Origin of the sequence: Prauserella halophila (assembly GCF_024171895.1) — a bacterium.
Lineage (GTDB): Bacteria > Actinomycetota > Actinomycetes > Mycobacteriales > Pseudonocardiaceae > Prauserella > Prauserella halophila.
Map to the genome: position 1 here is coordinate 1240598 of NZ_JAMTCQ010000009.1, position 17526 is coordinate 1258123.

At 72.1% G+C, this 17526-nt stretch carries 13 protein-coding genes; 7 read left to right on the forward strand and 6 right to left on the reverse strand.

Annotated elements, in window-relative coordinates:
- Positions 1 to 49 precede the first annotated feature (49 nt).
- Positions 50 to 1240 (forward strand): DUF4192 domain-containing protein, encoded by a 1191-nt coding sequence (locus LY41_RS12015; RefSeq protein WP_253863943.1) that lies wholly within the window; start codon positions 50 to 52, stop codon positions 1238 to 1240.
- Here the strand turns inward: LY41_RS12015 and galE are convergent.
- The 3 genes from galE to LY41_RS12030 all read right to left on the reverse strand — a co-directional run bounded on the left by galE (position 1191) and on the right by LY41_RS12030 (position 4348).
- The gene (gene galE, locus LY41_RS12020) at positions 1191 to 2210 is read right to left on the reverse strand and encodes a UDP-glucose 4-epimerase GalE (RefSeq protein WP_253863944.1); all 1020 of its coding nucleotides are present in this window, start codon (positions 2208 to 2210) and stop codon (positions 1191 to 1193) included. The two genes, LY41_RS12015 and galE, sit on opposite strands and share 50 nt — an antisense overlap.
- Before the next feature lie 219 nt (positions 2211 to 2429).
- A complete protein-coding gene (gene galK / locus LY41_RS12025; protein ID WP_253863945.1) occupies positions 2430 to 3659 on the reverse strand; it encodes a galactokinase in 1230 nt (409 codons plus the stop codon).
- Positions 3656 to 4348, reverse strand: coding sequence for an iron-dependent transcriptional repressor DtxR (locus LY41_RS12030; RefSeq protein ID WP_253863946.1), 693 nt, complete (start codon positions 4346 to 4348; stop codon positions 3656 to 3658). Before LY41_RS12030 ends, galK begins: the two co-directional genes overlap by 4 nt.
- Positions 4349 to 4537: 189 nt before the next feature.
- Between LY41_RS12030 and LY41_RS12035 the strand changes: the two genes are divergently transcribed.
- From LY41_RS12035 to LY41_RS12045, 3 genes are read left to right on the forward strand one after another with little or no spacing between them, the layout of a single operon-like run.
- On the forward strand, positions 4538 to 5440 hold the full coding sequence (locus tag LY41_RS12035; protein WP_253863947.1) for a sulfurtransferase: 903 nt from the start codon (positions 4538 to 4540) through the stop codon (positions 5438 to 5440).
- Between the two features lie 44 nt (positions 5441 to 5484).
- The gene (locus LY41_RS12040) at positions 5485 to 6657 is read left to right on the forward strand and encodes an acetoin utilization protein AcuC (protein ID WP_253863948.1); all 1173 of its coding nucleotides are present in this window, start codon (positions 5485 to 5487) and stop codon (positions 6655 to 6657) included.
- Between the two features lie 6 nt (positions 6658 to 6663).
- Positions 6664 to 9579, forward strand: a complete 2916-nt coding sequence (locus tag LY41_RS12045; protein ID WP_253863949.1) for a bifunctional acetate--CoA ligase family protein/GNAT family N-acetyltransferase — start codon at positions 6664 to 6666, stop codon at positions 9577 to 9579.
- 51 nt (positions 9580 to 9630) lie between these two features.
- On the opposite strand, the gene LY41_RS12050 is transcribed toward LY41_RS12045, so the two are convergent.
- From LY41_RS12050 to LY41_RS12060, 3 genes are read right to left on the reverse strand one after another with little or no spacing between them, the layout of a single operon-like run.
- The gene (locus LY41_RS12050; protein WP_253863950.1) at positions 9631 to 11217 is read right to left on the reverse strand and encodes a long-chain-fatty-acid--CoA ligase; all 1587 of its coding nucleotides are present in this window, start codon (positions 11215 to 11217) and stop codon (positions 9631 to 9633) included.
- Entirely contained in the window at positions 11214 to 12398 is a 1185-nt protein-coding gene (locus LY41_RS12055; RefSeq protein WP_253863951.1) for an acyl-CoA dehydrogenase family protein, read from the reverse strand. The genes LY41_RS12050 and LY41_RS12055 overlap by 4 nt, the downstream gene beginning before the upstream one ends.
- A 42-nt stretch (positions 12399 to 12440) precedes the next feature.
- Complete coding sequence (locus tag LY41_RS12060; protein ID WP_253863952.1) at positions 12441 to 13649, reverse strand: acyl-CoA dehydrogenase family protein; 1209 nt, start codon at positions 13647 to 13649, stop codon at positions 12441 to 12443.
- 353 nt (positions 13650 to 14002) lie between these two features.
- Here LY41_RS12060 and LY41_RS12065 point away from each other — a divergent pair, with 353 nt between their 5' ends.
- From LY41_RS12065 to LY41_RS12075, 3 genes are read left to right on the forward strand one after another with little or no spacing between them, the layout of a single operon-like run.
- Entirely contained in the window at positions 14003 to 15091 is a 1089-nt protein-coding gene (locus tag LY41_RS12065) for a Zn-dependent alcohol dehydrogenase (protein ID WP_253863953.1), read from the forward strand.
- A complete protein-coding gene (locus LY41_RS12070) occupies positions 15088 to 16008 on the forward strand; it encodes a 3-oxoacyl-ACP reductase (protein WP_253863954.1) in 921 nt (306 codons plus the stop codon). The genes LY41_RS12065 and LY41_RS12070 overlap by 4 nt, the downstream gene beginning before the upstream one ends.
- Positions 16005 to 17519 (forward strand): aldehyde dehydrogenase family protein, encoded by a 1515-nt coding sequence (locus tag LY41_RS12075; RefSeq protein ID WP_253863955.1) that lies wholly within the window; start codon positions 16005 to 16007, stop codon positions 17517 to 17519. Before LY41_RS12070 ends, LY41_RS12075 begins: the two co-directional genes overlap by 4 nt.
- Positions 17520 to 17526 lie beyond the last annotated feature (7 nt).

Sequence of the window (17526 nt, forward strand, 5' to 3'; positions counted from 1 at the left end):
ATTTCGCGCAGCGCCGCCCGCGGCGCTTCCGCGGCCGCATCGTGGAGGCATGACCACTTCATCGACGACCCATCCCGACTTCGAGACCCGGGTGGACCTGCGCAGGCCGGAACGGCTCATCGCCTCGGTTCCGTACCTCCTGGGCTTCACGCCCGCGGATTCGCTGGTGCTGCTCGTCCACGCCTCCGACGGTCCGGAGTCCCACATCGTCAGCCACGTCATGCGCGTCGACATCCCGGATGCGGCGGCAGTGCCGGAGCTGGCCCCGACACTGGACCCGGCGCTCACCGGTGCCGCCGCCGTGACCGTGGTGCTGGTCGGCGGCGATCCGCCGGATGACGGGCCCGCGCACCGCGACGTGATGGCGGCATTGTCCGCCGTGATGACCGATCTCGGCGTACCGATCAATCACGCGCTGTGGACGCCGGAGATCCGGATCGGCGCACGATGGCGGTGCTACGCCGACGAGAGCTACGCCGACGAGAGCTGCGCCGGTGAGCTGCCCGACCCGGCGGCCTCGACGACGGCGGCCGTGACCACGCACGCCGGACAGGTGACCTATGCCAGCCGGGACGCGATGGCGCACACGCTGGATCCGGAGAGTGACGAAGCGCTGGCCCGCCGCGCGGCGCTGCTGGAACTGGCCGCCTGCCGGGACGAGGCGGAACCGGCCGATGTCGACGACGAGATCGCGCGTGCCTACGCGATCGTCCGCGATGCACTGGAACGGTTCCGGACCGGTGCGGACGCCGGAACCCGGCCGGCACTGGCGGACCAGGAGATCGTGGACCTGGCACGTGCCCTGGCACACCACGAGGTGCGGGACGCGGCGTTCAGCGTGTGCTGGCCGCCGCGGAGCGAAGTCGCGGTCGCGGCCGAACACCTCTGGACCGCGCTGGTGCGCGGGGTTCCACCGCCGGAGCGGGCGGAACCGGCGTCGCTGCTGGCCTACACCGCCTACCTTCGTGGCGACGGTCCGCTGGCCGGCATGGCGGTGGCGAACGCGCTCGAGGCATGTCCGGGACACACGCTGGCGAAACTCTTCGACCAGGCGCTGGTGCACGCCGTGCCGCCGGAGAAGCTGGCCGGGCTCGCACGGGACCGGAGAGGGGCCCTGTCAGCGGTTGCCGGCCGAGCCGACGACGCCGGAGCCCGAGCACGTGGGCCCGGAGCAGGGGGCGGCGGTACGGTCAGCGGCGCGGCGCGGAACGGCGGTCCTGAGCGATCCGGTCCCGGGTGAAGCGCCATGCGTCCGTGACGATCCCGTGCAGATCCGTGTGCACCGGCTTCCAGCCCAGGTCCGTGCGTGCCTTCTCGGCCGAGGCCACGAGTACGGCCGGATCGCCTGCGCGACGCGGTGCGACGGCTGCGGGGATGTCGTGCCCGGTGACCTCGCGGCAGGCGTCGATCACCTCGCGCACGGAGAACCCGGTGCCGTTACCGAGGTTGTAGATCTCGTGCCGGCCTTCACGCGCGTGCTCGAGAGCGAGCAGATGCGCGTCCGCGAGATCGGTGACGTGGATGTAGTCGCGGACGGCGGTGCCGTCGGCGGTCGGGTAGTCCTCGCCGAAGATCTGCACCTGCTCGCGGTCGCCGGTGGCGACCTGCAGCACGATCGGGATCAGGTGCGTTTCGGTGGCGTGGCGCTCCCCGAACCCGTCGTGAGCGCCGGCGACGTTGAAGTAGCGCAGGCTGGTCGCCGCGATCCCGTGGGCGTGGGCATAGCTGGTGATCGCGTGGTCGATCGCCAGCTTGGTGGCGCCGTAGGTGTTCGTGGGCCCGGTCGGTGTGGTCTCCGGAATCGGGCTGACGTCCGGTTCGCCGTAGGTGGCGGCCGTCGAGGAGAACACCAGCCGCGGTGTGTTGTGGGTGCGCATCGCATCGAGCAAGCGCAGGGAGGTGAGGACATTGCCCCGCCAGTAGAGACCCGGATCCTGCATGGACTCGCCGACGAGCGACTTCGCCGCGAAGTGCAGGACGCCGTCGAATCCCTGGCTCAGCAGCGTCTGCGCGACGTCGGCAGCATCCCCCTGGATGAAGTGGACGCCGTCCGGAACCGCGTCGGCATGGCCCGTCGACAGGTCGTCGACGACCGTGACGTCATGCCCGGCTTCGACGAGCCGGGCGGCACACACGCTGCCGACGTACCCGGCGCCGCCGGTGACGACCAGTTTCATCGGGCTGCGGGACGTGGCTGTGTCGGTGGGCATGTTCCGGGCCTTCCTGATCGGGTGCGGGCGACGGGTCGCCGACCTGTGGCGGAGCGGTGGTCCGAGGGTTTCGAGGCGGCGCGGGGCGTCGGATCCGGGCGGGGCATATCCGGGCGGGGCGTCGTGTCGGGGCGGGACGTCGAATCGGCGAAGGGCTTCGGGCCGGAGCCGGCCGATGACAGTGTGCCGCAGTCCCGGCGGGGTGCTGCGGCGAGGCGGTCACCGGTCGCGCCCGGCCCCGGTGGACGGTACGGCGACGAACATGCGCGGCCTGCGGTATCCGGCGGTGTCGAACGCCGTGGTCACGGCCGCCTCCACGGCGTGCCGATCGTTCTCGCGGACCAGTGCGATGGCCGATCCGCCGAACCCGCCGCCCGTCATCCGGGAGCCGAGCGCACCTGCGGTGCGGGCCGTATCGACGGCGAGGTCGAGCTCGGGACACGAAATGCGGTAGTCGTCGCGCATGCTCACGTGCGAGGCGTCCAGCACCGGCCCGATGTCGGCGATCCGGCCGCCGCGCAGGTACCGGGATGCTTCGAGTACGCGGGCGTTCTCGGTGACGACGTGCCGGACGAGCGGAACGAGGTCGGCAGGCAGTTGGTCGAGAGCGTCGTCCAGCGCGTCCGGGGCGATGTCGCGCAGCGCGGGCAGACCGAGCAGCCGCGCCGCACGCTCGGTGCCTTCCCGCCGGTCGCCGTACTCGGACCCGTCCAGCGAGTGCTTGACCTGTGTGTCGATGACCAGCACCGACAGTCCGGCGCCCGTGGCGTTGAGCGGCACCTGCTCGGCCTCGCCGGACCGGCAGTCGAGAGCCAGCACGTGACCGTCGACGCAGCACATCGACGCCGTCTGGTCGAGGATGCCCGTCGGGACGCCGACGAACTCGTTCTCGGCGCGCTGCGCCTCTCGCGCGATCGCGGCGCGGCGGGCCGCGTCCTGGTCGTGCTCGCCCGCCAGGCCGAGCAGCGCCATCGCGGTGGCGCATTCGATCGCGGCGGACGACGACAGCCCGGCTCCGGTCGGCACGTCCCCCGCGAACACCAGATCGGCGCCCCGGTCGACGCTCCACCCAGCTGCGGTGCCGGGTCCTTCGGCACCGGCTTCGCGCAGTACCCAGGCGACACCGGCCGGGTAGCGGGACCAGCCGTCGGGTGTGCCGGGCCGCAGGTCGGCCACGGCCACCGGGTCCTCGGCATGGGTACGGCCGTCCGACCCGACGGTCGTGAACGTCAGCTTGCCGTCCTCCCTCGGCGCAGCGGCTGCGGCGAGGCGATGAGGGAGCGCGAACGGCAGGACGAACCCGTCGTTGTAGTCGGTGTGCTCGCCGATGAGGTTCACCCGGCCCGGTGCCGACCACACGCCTGCGGGTGGGCGACCGTGGACGGAACGGAACGCGTTCTCGGCGGTGCCCGCGGGGCCCGCAGGCACCGCCTGGCCCGAGACTGTCACCGGATCTGGGCCAGCACGGCGTGCAGCACGTTCGTGTTCACGGTGCCCGATGTCGCGTCGTCCGACACCTCGACGGACGTGCCCGCGTTCTTCCCGACGTGGACCGTCCGGCCGGGGATGATGCCGACCGACTTGAGCTGCGCCATGAGCGCCTCGTCGCTCTGCACGTGCTCGGCGATGCGGCGGATCTCCACCTTGCCGCCACCGCCGCGTGCCACGTCGTCGAGCCGCACCAGGTCGGCCTCGGCGGGCGGGGCGGGTTCGCCACCGTCGCCGAGCTTGTCCAGCCCCGGGATCGGATTGCCGTACGGCGAGGTCGTCGGCTGGTTCAGCAGCGTGACGAGCTTGTGCTCGACGGCTTCGCTCATCACGTGTTCCCAGCGGCAGGCCTCGCTGTGGACGTGCTCCCACTCGAGGCCGATGACGTCGACGAGCAACCGCTCGGCCAGCCGGTGCTTGCGCATCACCGCGATGGCGAGCTCGCGCCCGTGCTCGGTCAGCTGCAGGTGCCGGTCGTCGGCGACGACGACCAGGCCGTCCCGTTCCATCCGCGCCACCGTCTGGCTCACCGTCGGACCGCTCTGGTCCAGCCGCTCCGCGATCCGCGCGCGCAGCGGGGTGACACCTTCTTCCTCGAGCTCGAAGATGGTGCGCAAGTACATCTCTGTGGTGTCGATGAGATCGTTCACGCCTGTCCCCTTTGTTCGCCGAACTCATGGTAGTCCTCACCCCCGACGGAGCGGTCGGCCGTCACGCGCCGGAATCTCGTCGGGGCGGTGTGGTAATCACTCCGACAGCCTCCGCCGAGGAGCCCGTTCGCCGGGACGAACGACGGCGGCGCCGCCGGCCGACCACTCCCGAGGTAAGGAACGTCACCGATGACCGACACCATGCCCGAGCCGCAGCCCGCGTCGTTCGGTCCGGTGGTGAGCACCGCCGAACTGGCCGAAACGCTGGACGGCCCGGCCGGCCTGCGGCCGGTCGTGCTCGATGTGCGCTGGCGGCTCCTCGGCCCGCCCGGGGCGGAGTCGTACCGCGACGGGCATCTGCCCGGCGCCGTGTTCCTCGACGTCGACGCCGACCTCGCCGGCGCCGCGGGCCCGGCGGGCCGCCACCCGCTGCCGGAGCCCGGCGACCTGCAACGGGTGCTGCGGGCTGCCGGCGTGCGCGCCGACCGGCCGGTGGTCGCCTACGACGACGCGGATTCGTCGGTCGCGGCCCGCGCCTGGTGGCTACTGCGCTGGGCGGGGCACGACCGTGTGGCCGTGCTCGACGGCGGGTTCGCGGCGTGGCGGGCCGAGGGAAGGCCCGTGACCACCGAGGTTCCCGCTCCGCGGGACGGTGACGTCACCGTCGAGCCCGGCCAGCTGCCGGTGCTCGACGCCGACGGGGCGGCCGCGCTGGCACGGGACGGTGTCCTGCTCGACGCGCGGGCCCACGAGCGCTACACCGGCGACCACGAGCCCGTCGACCCACGCGGCGGTCACATCCCGGGTGCCCGCAACGCCCCGTTCGCGACGCAGGTCGAGACGGACGGACATTGGCGCTCCCCGGAGCGGCTGCGGGAGCACTTCGCAGCCCTCGGCATCGACTTCGGTACGTCGGCGCCGGGGGAGTCCGCCGCGGGTGCCTACTGCGGATCGGGCATCACCGCCAGCTCGGTCGTGCTCGCGCTCGAACGCGCGGGGCGCACGACGCCGGCCGCGCTGTACGCGGGCTCGTGGTCGAACTGGTCCGCGGATCCGGACCGTCCCGCGGCCACCGGTGAGCGTCCGGGCTGATCGTCACCCTCGACTCCTCCCTCGTGGCAGCTAGGCTCTGGGGCATGTCTCCCTCCGCCGTCGTCTGGGACTCCGCGCTGCTGGCCTACGACATGGGGGAGCAGCACCCGTTCAACCCCGTGCGGCTGCACTTGACGATGCGGCTCGCGACGGCCCTCGGAGTACTCGACGACGTGCCGCTGCTGAGTCCGGAACCGGCGGGTGCCAAGGAGCTCTACCGGGCGCACTCGGCGGAGTATCTCGAGGCGGTGCAGCAGGCGCCGCTGGCAGGCTGGGACGTCGGCCACGGTCTCGGCACCGACGACAACCCGGTTTTCACCGATATGCACGACGCCGCCTCGCTCGTCGTGGGCTCCACCCTGATGGGGGCGCGGTGCCTCTCCGAGGGCCGCGCGCAGCGTGCGGTGAGCATCGCGGGCGGGCACCACCACGCGATGCACGACCGCGCGGCGGGGTTCTGCGTCTACAACGACTGTTCCGTCGCGATCTCGTGGCTGCTCGAGCAGGGCTACGACCGCATCGCCTACGTCGACACCGACGTGCACCACGGCGACGGGGTGCAGGCGGCGTTCCTCGGCGATCCGCGCGTGCTGACGATCTCGCTTCACCAGCACCCGTTGACGCTGTTCCCCGGGACCGGTTACTCGGCGGAGACCGGGGTCGAGGACGGCGAGGGCAGCGCCGTCAACGTGCCGCTGCCACCCGGCACTCATGACGCCGGGTGGCAGCGCGCCTTCCACGCCGTCGTCCCGTCGCTGCTCGACCGGTTCCGGCCGCAGATTCTCGTCACCCAGTGCGGCGTCGACTCCCACGGTGAGGATCCGCTCGCGGACCTGTCGCTCACGGTCGACGGGCACCGGACGATCTACCGCGAGCTGCGCGCGCTGGCCGACCGTCATGCGGAGGGCCGCTGGCTCGCGGTCGGCGGCGGTGGCTACCAGTTGCTGCGCGTCGTGCCGCGGTCCTGGACACACCTCGTCGCGACGGTGCTCGACCGCGACGTCGCCCCGGACGTCCCCCTGCCCGCCGAGTGGACCGAGACGGTCCGTGGCGTGGCGCCGACTGCGGAGTTGCCGCCGACCATGTCCGACGGGGCCGACACGGCGTACTCGCCGTGGGGTGACGGCTCGGGCGCCGCCGTGGATGCGGCGATCCGCGACACCCGCCGTGCCGTGTTCCCATTGCACGGACTGGATCCGGACGATCCGAGGGACTGAACCGCCATGACCGAGCAGCAGTATTCCTCCGGTACCGGCGAGACGTCGGATGCGGGCGAGACGGCCCCGGAGACCGACGGCGCAGAGACCGCGCCCCCGGAGACCGCGACCCCGGAGACCGCGACCCCGGAGACCGCCGGCGCAGCAGCCGGAGGGAGCGAGGAGCCGGGGCCGGATCCGTTCGACTACCCGCACGAGTGGGAGGCCGACGTCGTCCTGTCCGACGGCGGCACCGTGCACATGCGGCCGATCGTGCCGAGCGACGCCGACCTGGTCGTGGCTCTCCACAGCAGGCTGTCGGAGCGGACCCGGTACCTGCGTTACTTCGGTGCCTATCCGCGGATCCCGGGGCGGGACCTCAAGCGGTTCACGACCGTCGATCACCGCAGCCGGGTCGCGTTTATCGCGCTGCTCGGTGACGACGCCGTCGCGATCGGCAGATACGAGGGCCTGGACAGCGAGTCCGCCGAGGTGGCGTTCGTCGTCGACGACGCTCATCAGGGCCGTGGGCTGGGGTCGATCCTGCTCGAACACCTCGCCGCGGCGGCGCGGGAATCGGGGTTGCGGCGGTTCGTGGCCGAGGTCCTCGCCGAGAACTCGGCGATGGTGCGGGTGTTCCGGGACGCCGGGTATCAGGTCAGCCGCGCATTCGAGGAAGGTGTCGTCCACCTCGAGTTCGACATCGATCCCACCGAGGACTCGCTCGAGGTGGCGCGCGCCCGCGAACAGGCCGCAGAGGCGCGCAGTGTGCACAACCTGCTGCACCCGCGTTCGGTGGCCGTGATCGGCGCGTCGACCGATCCGACGAAGATCGGCTACGCGGTCCTGACCAACCTGCTGGGCGCCGACTTCTCCGGGCCGGTCTTCCCGGTCAACGCCGAGCACGCATCGGTACGCGGGGTGCGGGCCTACCGGTCGGTGCTGGACATCCCGGACCCCGTCGATCTCGCGGTGGTCGCCGTGCCCGCCGACCAGGTCGAGGCGGTGCTCGACGGTGCGCTCGAGAAGGGCGTCAAAACGCTCGTCATCGTTTCGGCCGGGTTCGCCGAGGCGGGTCCGCACGGCGCGCACGCGGAGCTGCAGCTCGTCGGTGAGGCGCGGGCGCACGGGATGCGGGTGGTCGGTCCGAACGCGCTCGGCGTGCTCAACACGGACCGGCGGGTGCGGCTCAACGCGACGCTCGCACCGCAGTTGCCGAGACCCGGCCGCACCGGCTTCTTCTGCCAGTCGGGTTCGCTGGGGACGGCGATCCTGGCCGATGCCGAGTCGCGCGGGCTCGGACTGTCGACGTTCGTCTCGGCGGGTAACCGCGCCGACGTGTCCGGCAACGACCTGCTGCAGTACTGGGAGACCGATCCGAACACCGACGTCGTACTGCTGTATCTCGAGTCGTTCGGCAACCCGCGCAAGTTCGCCCGGCTCGCGCGGCGGCTCGCGCGCACCACACCGATCGTGGCGGTGAAATCGGGCAGGCACGCGGTCCGGCCGCAGCTCGCGGCGACGTCGACGGAGATCGACGAGTCGAGTGTGCAGGCACTGTTCGAGCAGGCCGGGGTCGTGCGGGTGGACTCGCTGGCGCAGCTGTTCGACACGGCGCTGGTGTTCGCCCACCAGCCGCTGCCTGCCGGTTCCCGCGTGGGAATCGTCGGGAACTCGAGTGCGATCGGCCTGCTCGCCGCGGACACGGCGAGGGCGAACGGGCTCGAACTCGGCATCGAGCCGGTCGACATCGGACCGCAGGCTTCGCCGGAGGAGTTCGCCGGGGCCGTCGGCGAGGCACTCGACTCGCCGGACGTGGACGCGCTGGTCGCCGTGTTCGCGCCGCCCGTGGCGACCCCCGGCACGACGTACGCGCGTGCGTTGCGGGAGACGGTGCAGGCGCGGGACGCGGTCGACAAGCCGATCGTGTCGACGTTCCTCGCCGTCGAGGGCGTGCCCGCCGAGCTGGCCACGCTCGGCGACCACGGCCAGCCGGTGGTCGGCTCGATACCGAGCTACCCCAGCCCCGAGCGGGCGGTGAACGCGCTCGCCAGGGTCATCCGCTACGCGGAGTGGCGCTCGCGGGCACAGGGGACGGTCGTGCGGCCCGACGGGCTGCATCCGGAACGGGCACAGGGCATCGTGCGGGAGTGGCTGCCCGCCGAGTCCCGGTACGGGGGAGACGCGGGACGGCACCACCTCTCCGGCCTCGACGGCGACCACCAGGACGGACAGCGCTCCGGCGGGCGGGACGTGCGCCTGACCGATGCGGATCTGATTCGGCTGCTCGAGTGCTACGGCATCGACGTCGTACCGTTCCGGGTGGTCTCGAGCGAGGACGAGGCCGCGGCCGTCGCGGCCGAGCTCGGCTACCCGGTGACACTGAAGGCCTACGACGACACCCTGCGGGGCAGGCCCGATCTGGCGGGCGTACGGCTCGACCTCGCCTCGGACGATTCGGTGCGCACGAGCTATCGCGACCTGCGTGACACCTCGGGGATGGCCGAGATCTACGTGCAGCGGATGGCGCCCAAGGGGCTCTCGTGCGTCATCGGCCTGCAGGACGACCCGTCGTTCGGCACGCTCGTCTCGTTCGGACTGTCCGGAGTGGTCAGTACGCTGCTGGGCGACCGTGCGTTCCGTGCGGTTCCGCTGACCGATGTGGACGCCGCGACCCTGGTGCGGGAACCGCGGACGGCACCACTGCTCACCGGATACCGCGGCGATGAGCCCGCCGACCTCGACGCGCTGCAGGACCTCATGCTCCGCGTCGCGGCGCTGGGGGAGGACAACCCGGAGGTGCGGTCGCTGATGCTCGACCCGATTCTGGCGTCGCCGGAGGGAGCGTTCGTCACGAACGCGCGGATCGTTCTCGGTTCGCCGCCGTCCCGGCCCGACAGCGGTCCCCGGCGGCTGCGCCAGCTCAACGCTCCTGCAGGCTGACCACGCTCCTGCAGGCTGACCGCGCTCCTGCAGGCCGACCACGGCGTCCCGTCAGGACCCGGTGACGATCCGGTAGGTGGCGCCGGTGTGTTCCCACACCGGGTCGGCGCACGTGGTGCCGTCCGCGGCGAGCCGCCGCTTGATCACCTTGAATGTCGCCGTCCTCGGCAGCTCGCGGGTCACGCGCACGTAGCGGGGACGCTGTTTCGGGCCGAGATCGTCCTGCCGGTCCAGGAACTCCGCGAACCCGCCGGGGTCGGGTTCGGCGCCGTCGGCGGGGACGATCGCGGCCATGACGTCGTCGCCGACGTTGCCCGGCACGGCGTACACGGCCGCTTCGGCGATCGCGGGGTGGCGCACGAGGATCCGCTCGATCGGCGCCGTGCCGAGGTTCTCGCCGTCGACGCGCACCCAGTCGGCGGTGCGCCCGGCGAAGTAGGCGAACCCGTCGGCGTCGGCGTAGGCCAGGTCACCGGTGTGGTATCGGCCGTCTCGGACCCGGTCGGCGTTGGCCGCGGGGTCGTTGTAGTACCCGGCGAACGAGCCCGGACCGGCCAGGTTGACGAGCTCGCCCACGGCGGCGTCGGCGTTGCGGAGCTGCCCGTCCTGGCCGAACTCGGCGGGCGGGCAGGACCGGCCGGTGTCGGGGTCGAGGATGTGCACCCCGTCGGTGAGCCTGCCGAGCGATCCCGGCGGGGTGCCGGGTGTCCTGGCGAAGCCGATGCCGCCCTCGGTCGAGCCGTACGCGTCGACCACGTGGCAGCCGAACCGGTCCGCGAAGGCCGCGAGGTCGGCCTCGGCGCCCTCGTTGCCGTAGACGATGCGGAGCGGGTTGTCGGCATCGTCGGGCCGCGGCGGCGTGGCGAGCACGTACGAGAGGGGCGTGCCGACGTAGTCGGCGTACGTCGCCCCGAACCGGCGCACGTCCGGGAGGAATCCGCTCGCGGAGAACCGGTCGCGCAGCGCGACGGCCGCGCCCGCGGCGAGTCCGACGGCCCAGCCTGCCATGACGGCGTTGGAATGGAACATCGGCATCGCGACGTAGACGGTGTCGGTGGGCGACAGGCCGAACCGGTCCGCGAGCATCCGTCCGGGCCCGGCGATCTTGCCGTGGGTGCAGCGCACCGGTTTCGGATCGCCGCTCGTGCCGGAGGTGAAGATCAGCATCAGCAGATCGTCGGCGGCCGCGGCGGCGGGGTCGGCGGAGGTTCCGGCGTGACCCGCGACCAGTTCCGTCCACTCCGGACCGTCGAGCTCGAGCACGGGAACGCCGGGATCGTCACCGAGTAGTGGCCGGTACGACGGCTGCGTGAGCACCACGCGACAGTCCGAGACCCGCACGTCCCGTGCGAGCGCCGGGCCGCGCCGCGTCGGGTTCAGGCCGACGAGTACCGAGCCCGCCAGTGCGCACCCGCCGAGCAGGAAGGCGAACTCGGGGCCGTTGTCGGCGAGGATGCCGACATGCGGCGGGCCGTCGCCGGGCCGGCTGCGCAGCAGTTCCCGCAGGGCCGCCCCGCGGGTGGCGGATTCGGCGACGACCTCGTCCCACGTCCACGTCCCGTCGTGGGTCTTCAGCCCGGGGTCCGTGCGCCCCGCCTGCGCCAGCAGCAGCTCGGCGACCGTCGGAACCGGCGTCATGCCAGCAGCTCCCCGAGCCGGTGGAGCTGTGCCGTCGCGCCGCCGCCCGCGAACTCGCCCCGTTTCGCCGCGATGAAGTACCGGTGCACGTCGTGTTCGACGTCGATGCCGACGCCGCCGTGGACGTGCACGGCCGTGTGCGCCACCCGGTGGCCGGCCTCAGCGGCCCAGTACTTCGCCGTCGCGATCGCGACATCGACGTCGGTCTCGCCGTCGTTACCGTCGTTACCGCCGTTGCTGTCGTTGCTGTCGTTGCTGTCCGGATCGTCGGCGATTCCGCCGTCACCGGTGGTCCCGGTCCGCGATCCGTCGGCGGCCGGGGCGGCCGGGGCGGCCGGGGCGGCGGAGAGGCGCCACGCCGCCTGCCAGAGCGTGAGCCGGACGGCGTCGACGTCGAGGTAGCCGTCGGCCAGCCGGTGCCGCACCGACTGGAAGCCGCCGATCGGTGTACCGAACTGGTGCCGCTCGCCCGCGTAACCCGCCGTGAGCTCGAGCGCGCGCTCGACCACGCCGAGCTGCCGCGCACAGCTACCGAGCGTGAGGCGCCTGCGGAGGAACGGCACCGACGCTGCGGGCAGTACCGCCTGCGGCCGTACTCCGGCTGCGCGCACGAGCGCGGCGTCGGCGTGGTCGACCATGCGCTGCGGTGCGAGGTCCAGGCCGGGATCGTCGGCGGCCACCAGCGCGAGGACGTCGCCGTCGGCCGTGGCCGCCTGGAGCAGCAGGCCGTCGGCGAATGCCCCGTACGGTACGGCCTGTGCCTCGCCGGTCAGACCGCCGGCCGGGTCCAGTGAGAAGCCGGTGGGAGCCCCGTCGTCGGGCACGGCGGCGCTCACCACCACCGCGCCCCGCACGACGGGCACGAGCCAGCGTTCCACCAGCTCGCCGTCGCCGAACCCGGCGAGTGCCGACGCGGCGGGGGCGATCGCGGGCACGTACGGCACGGCCGCGGCGGCGCGGCCCAGCTCGTGCAGGATCGCGCACTGCTCCAGCACGCCGAACCCGCCACCGCCGACCGCCGACGGCAGGGCCGCGTCCAGCACGCCCGCGGTGGCGAGCGCCCGCCACAGCTCGCGGTCGAAACCGCCGGTCCCGTGCGGCGCCGTCGGCGGGTGGTCGCTCGCGATGCGGCGGGTCAGTTCGGCGAGGTCGCGCTGCGCCTCGGTGTAGGTGAAGTCCATCGACGTCTCCTCGCGTGGCGGTCCGATGTGGAATGGTGTTCGTCAGCGGGTGACGGGCAGGCCGAGTGCGGTGGCGCCGACGATGTCCCGCTGGATCTCGTTGGTGCCGCCGCCGAACGTGAGGATCAGTGCCGACCGGTGCGCGCGTTCGATCCGCCCCTGCAGCACCGCACCGGGAGAACCCTCACGGACCAGGCCGCCCGCGCCCAGGACCTCGAGCAGCAGCCGGTAGGCGTCGGTGGCCAGCTCCGTGCCGAACACCTTCGTCGCCGACGCGTCCGCAGGGGAGACTCCGCCGGTGTCGGCGGTCGAGGCGATCTTCCAGTTGCGGAGCTTGAGGTAGTCGGCGTGGGCGTGCACCCGCGCCAGGTGCGCGCGTACCCATTCCTGGTCGATGACGCGGCTGCCGTCGGCCCGTTTCGTCTCCCGTGCCCAGGTGAGAACCTCGGCGAGCGCCGCCTGGAGCGGCGCCGCGGAGGTGAGCGCGACACGTTCGTGGTTGAGCTGGTTGGTGATCAGCGGCCAGCCGGCGTTCTCCTCGGCGATCCGGGAGGAGACGGGAACCCGCACGTCCGAGTAGTAGGTCGCGCTCGTGCCCGGTCCGGCGACGGTGCGGACCTTCGTCCACGAGAAGCCTTCCGCCGAGGTCGGCACGGCCAGCACGCTGATCCCCTTGTGCCGCGTGGCGTCCGGGTCGGTGCGCGCGGCGAGCCACACGTAGTCGGCGTACTCGATGAGACTGGTCCACATCTTCTGGCCGTTGACGACGTACTCGTCGCCGTCCCGTACCGCCCGGGTCCGCAGCGCGGCGAGGTCGGTGCCCGCGTCGGGCTCGGAGTAGCCGATGGCGAAGTGGAGGCGGCCGCTCGCGATGCGCGGCAGGAAGTACTCCTGCTGCCGCGGAGTGCCGTACCGCATGATGGTCGGGCCGATGGTGTTGATCGTCAGGAACGGCACCGGCACCCCTGCGGCCGCGGCCTCGTCGGTGAAGATCAGCTGATCGAGCATCGACCGCGCCTGTCCGCCGTGTTCCTCCGGCCAGCCGAGCGCCAGCCAGCCGTCCTCGCCCAGCTGTCGCACGATCTCCTTGTACGCGGTTCCGTCGCCGTACTCGCCCCCGTTGCCGTGATCCCCGGCGCCGGGGCCTTCGGTGCGGAGCCCGTCGCGCCGCTCCGGCGTCATGAGCGTGGCGAAGTACGCGCGCAGCTCGTCGCGCAGCCGGTCGTGCTCCGGTGCGTACGCGATCCGCATCCGAACCTCCTGTGGGCCGTTGGACGTAGTGAGGTACCTGGCCGCCGCCCCGCCGGTCAGGTCGAGCCCTCGCCGACCCGGTCCGGCCACAGCGGCGGATCCTGCCGACTCTGAGTGTAGAACAGGTTCTACTTGAGAAAAGGGGTCCGATGGGGTTCGTATTCGACCTCTCGGGCATCGTTCCCGCTCAGTGGTTACTTGTGTCGCCGATGGAGGCGGCGTAGACCGCGGCAGCCGACCCTTGCGGAGAATGAGAACAAATTCTATTGTCGATCGCGATGTGAGCCGAGGTGAGCCAGCACACACTCCCGGCCGCGTCGCACCCCGAGCAGGCTTCAACGAGGAGGCACTACGTGAGAGCGGCCGTTCTGCACGAGATCGGGACCGACAAGCTCGACCTGCGCGACGACGTCACGGTCGTCGGGCCCGGGCCCGGCGAGGTGCGCGTACGCGTGCGTGCCTCGGGTATCTGTCACAGCGACCTGTCCGCGATGACCGGCACGCTGCCCGCGTTGGCGCCGGCGGTCGTCGGGCACGAGGGCGCGGGCGAGGTCGTCGCCGTCGGGGACGGAGTCGAGCACCTGCAGCCGGGAGACCACGTCACGATGTCGTTCGTGCCGCCGTGCGGGCACTGCCCGGACTGCGTGCGCGGAGAACCGAATCTGTGCGCGGTGCACGTCGTCGAGGCGTTCACCACCGCCCGGTTCCGGATCGGTGACCAGCAGCTGTTCGGGTTCTCCGGACTCGGCACGTTCGCCGAGGAACTGGTCGTTCCGGCTCCGGCTGCCGTCAAGGTCGACTCCGAGGTGCCGTTCGATACCGCCGCGCTGATCGCGTGCGGTGTGCTCACCGGCGTCGGGGCGGTGCTCAACACCGCGAGGGTGGAGCCGGGCTCGACGGCGATCGTGTACGGCTGCGGCGGCGTCGGCATCTCGGTCATCCAGGGCCTGCGGATCGCCGGAGCCACCACGATCGTCGCCGTCGACCCGGTCACGGCCAAGCACGACGTCGCCGAGCGGTTCGGCGCGACCCACGCGGTGACACCGGACCAGGTGGAGGAGACCAAGCATCAACTGACGGCCTCGCAGGGCTTCGACTACGCCTTCGATGTCGTCGGCGCGCCCGCGACGATCCGCTCCGGCTGGGACCACGCGCGCCGCGGCGGCTCGGTCGTCGTGGTCGGTGCGGGCAAGGCCGACTCGATGGTCGAGTTCAGTGCGCAGGAGCTGTTCCTGCACGACAAGAAGATCCTCGGCTCGCTCTACGGATCCGCGCACGTCGAACGCGACACGGCGGCCATGCTCCGCTTCTGGCGTGCGGGCATGCTCGACCTGGACGGCATGATCAGCCGCCGCGTCGCGTTCGACGACCTCAACGCCGGGCTCGACACCCTGCGGAGCGGCAGCGGTGACGTGATTCGCCAGGTGGTGACGTTCGCGTGACGGGGACCGTGCTCGACGGCCGGGTCGCGATCGTCACCGGTGCGGGGGCAGGACTCGGCCGGGCCGAGGCACTTGCACTCGCCGAGCAGGGCGCCGCGGTCGTCGTCAACGACGTCACCGATGAGCCCGCCCGCGCCACGGCCACCGCCGTCGAAGAGGTCGGCGGCAAAGCGTTGGCCGTGGCCGGTGACGTCGGCGAGCGCGCCACGGCCGACGCGCTCCTCGCCGCGGCGACCGAACACTTCGGCAGGCTCGACGTCGTGGTGAACAACGCGGGCCTGGTACGCGACAAGATGCTGTTCAACCTCACCGACGACGACTGGGACACCGTGGTGCGGGTGCATCTGCGCGGGCACTTCCTGCTGTGCCGCGGCGCACTGCAGCATTGGCGGGCGGTGTCGAAAGCCGACGGCGGCGTTGCCTACGGCCGGGTCGTCAACACGGCCTCGGAGGCCTTCCTGTCCGGCCCCGCCGGGCAAGCGAACTACGGCGCCGCGAAGGCGGGCATCACGGCGCTGACGGTGTCGACCGCGCGGGCGGGCGCCCGCTACGGCGTCCGCGCCAACGCGATCTGCCCCCGCGCCCGGACCGCGATGACCGCGGAGACCTTCGGCACCGAGGCGCCGGACGGCAACGACCCGCTGTCGACCGGCCACGTCGCCCCGTTGGTCGGCTACCTGGCCTCGCCGGGAGCCGACCGCATCAACGGTCAGGTGTTCGTCGTGCACGGCGGGCACGTGGCACTGCTGGCCCCGCCGTCGATCGAACGGGATTTCGTCACCGGCGGCGAGGCCTGGACGGTCGGCGAACTCGCCGACCGGATCGGCGGCCACTTCGACGACCGCGACCCCGCACGCATGTTCTCCGCGACCGACGTGCTGGAACTGGGACAACCGGGACAGGAGACGCGCCCATGACGCTGACCATGCAGCCGCACCGCGAGACGGTGGGACTCAAACCGGGCCTGCTCTACATCGACGGCGAATGGGGAGGCGCCACCGGTGGGGCCACGTGGACGCACCGGCACCCCGCCACCGGCGAGGACATCGGCGAACTCGCCGTCGCATCGGCATCCGATGTGGACGCCGCCGTCGCCGCGGCACGCAAGCGGTTCGACTCCGGCGAGTGGTCGAACACCCGCGCGCAGGAACGCATCGCCGTGCTCCGCCGCTGTGGTGCACTGCTGCGCGAGCACGCCGAGGAGCTCCGCGGGCTGCAGGCGCTCGACAACTCCGTGCCCGTCGGCTTCGGTGCCGGTGTCTACGCGGTGTCGGTCGAGGTCGCCGCGGACGTGTTCGACCACCACGCCGGCTGGGTCGACAAGCTCGGCGGCGAGACGCTCACGCCGTACCAGGGCGGTGACCACCTGGCGATGACGTTCCGCGAGCCGATCGGCGTCGTCGCGGCGATCCTGCCGTGGAACGCGCCGTTCCTGCTGTTCGCGCAGAAGGTCGCGCCCGCGCTCGCGACCGGGTGCACCGTGGTGCTGAAGCCGTCGGAGTACTGCACGTTCGCGGTGCTGCGGATGGTGGAGCTGCTCGAAGAGGCTGGCGTGCCTGCCGGCGTGCTCAACGTCGTGACCGGTCCCGGCGATCCGACCGGCCAGCGGCTCATCACCCACCCCGACGTCGACAAGGTCAGCTTCACCGGCTCACGCGGGGTCGGCGGCCGGATCGTCGAGGCGTCGGCGGCGACGATGAAGCGGGTGTCGCTCGAACTCGGCGGCAAGAGCCCGGCGATCGTGTTCGACGACGCCGCGGACGTCGGCCTCGCTGCGGCCACGACCATCGGCGCGGTCACCCTCGGCCTGTCCGGCCAGGCGTGCGTGGCCAACACGCGGGCGCTCGTGCACCGCAGCGTGTACGACGAGTTCATCGCCGCGGCGGAGGGCATGGCGGGCATGGTCAGCTACGGCGACCCGTTCGACCCCGCCGTGATGTCGGCGCCACTGATCAACGGCACGCAGCTCGACCGCGTTCTCGGTTACATCGAGCAGGGCAAGGCCGACGGCGCCCGGCTCGTGACCGGCGGGGAGCGTCTCGACGGCGACTACGCCTGCGGCAACTTCGTCGCTCCGACGATCTTCGCCGACGTCGACAACTCGTCGACGCTCGCGCAGGAGGAGGTTTTCGGCCCGGTACTGGCCGTGATCCCGTTCGAGGACGAGGACGAGGCCGTCGCGATGGCCAACGACACCGAGTACGGCCTGGGCGCCAGCGTGTTCAGCGCGAACGCCCAGCGCACGTTCCGCATGGCCCGCAAGGTGCGCGCGGGGACGGTGTGCGTGAACGGGTTCCAGATCGAACCGCACCTGCCGTTCGGCGGCTTCAAGCAGTCCGGCCTCGGCCGGGAGGGCGGCAAGTCGTCGATCGAGTCGTTCACCGAACTCAAGACCGTGCTCATGCCCCTCGGCGACGAGATGATGTGAGCGCGGC

Coding starts and splice junctions, on each gene's coding strand:
- LY41_RS12015 (WP_253863943.1), top strand. CDS start 50: ATGACCACTTCATCGACGACCCATCCCGACTTCGAGACCCGGGTGGAC.
- galE (WP_253863944.1), bottom strand. CDS start 2,210: ATGCCCACCGACACAGCCACGTCCCGCAGCCCGATGAAACTGGTCGTC.
- LY41_RS12035 (WP_253863947.1), top strand. CDS start 4,538: ATGACCGACACCATGCCCGAGCCGCAGCCCGCGTCGTTCGGTCCGGTG.
- LY41_RS12040 (WP_253863948.1), top strand. CDS start 5,485: ATGTCTCCCTCCGCCGTCGTCTGGGACTCCGCGCTGCTGGCCTACGAC.
- LY41_RS12045 (WP_253863949.1), top strand. CDS start 6,664: ATGACCGAGCAGCAGTATTCCTCCGGTACCGGCGAGACGTCGGATGCG.
- LY41_RS12050 (WP_253863950.1), bottom strand. CDS start 11,217: ATGACGCCGGTTCCGACGGTCGCCGAGCTGCTGCTGGCGCAGGCGGGG.
- LY41_RS12055 (WP_253863951.1), bottom strand. CDS start 12,398: ATGGACTTCACCTACACCGAGGCGCAGCGCGACCTCGCCGAACTGACC.
- LY41_RS12060 (WP_253863952.1), bottom strand. CDS start 13,649: ATGCGGATCGCGTACGCACCGGAGCACGACCGGCTGCGCGACGAGCTG.
- LY41_RS12075 (WP_253863955.1), top strand. CDS start 16,005: ATGACGCTGACCATGCAGCCGCACCGCGAGACGGTGGGACTCAAACCG.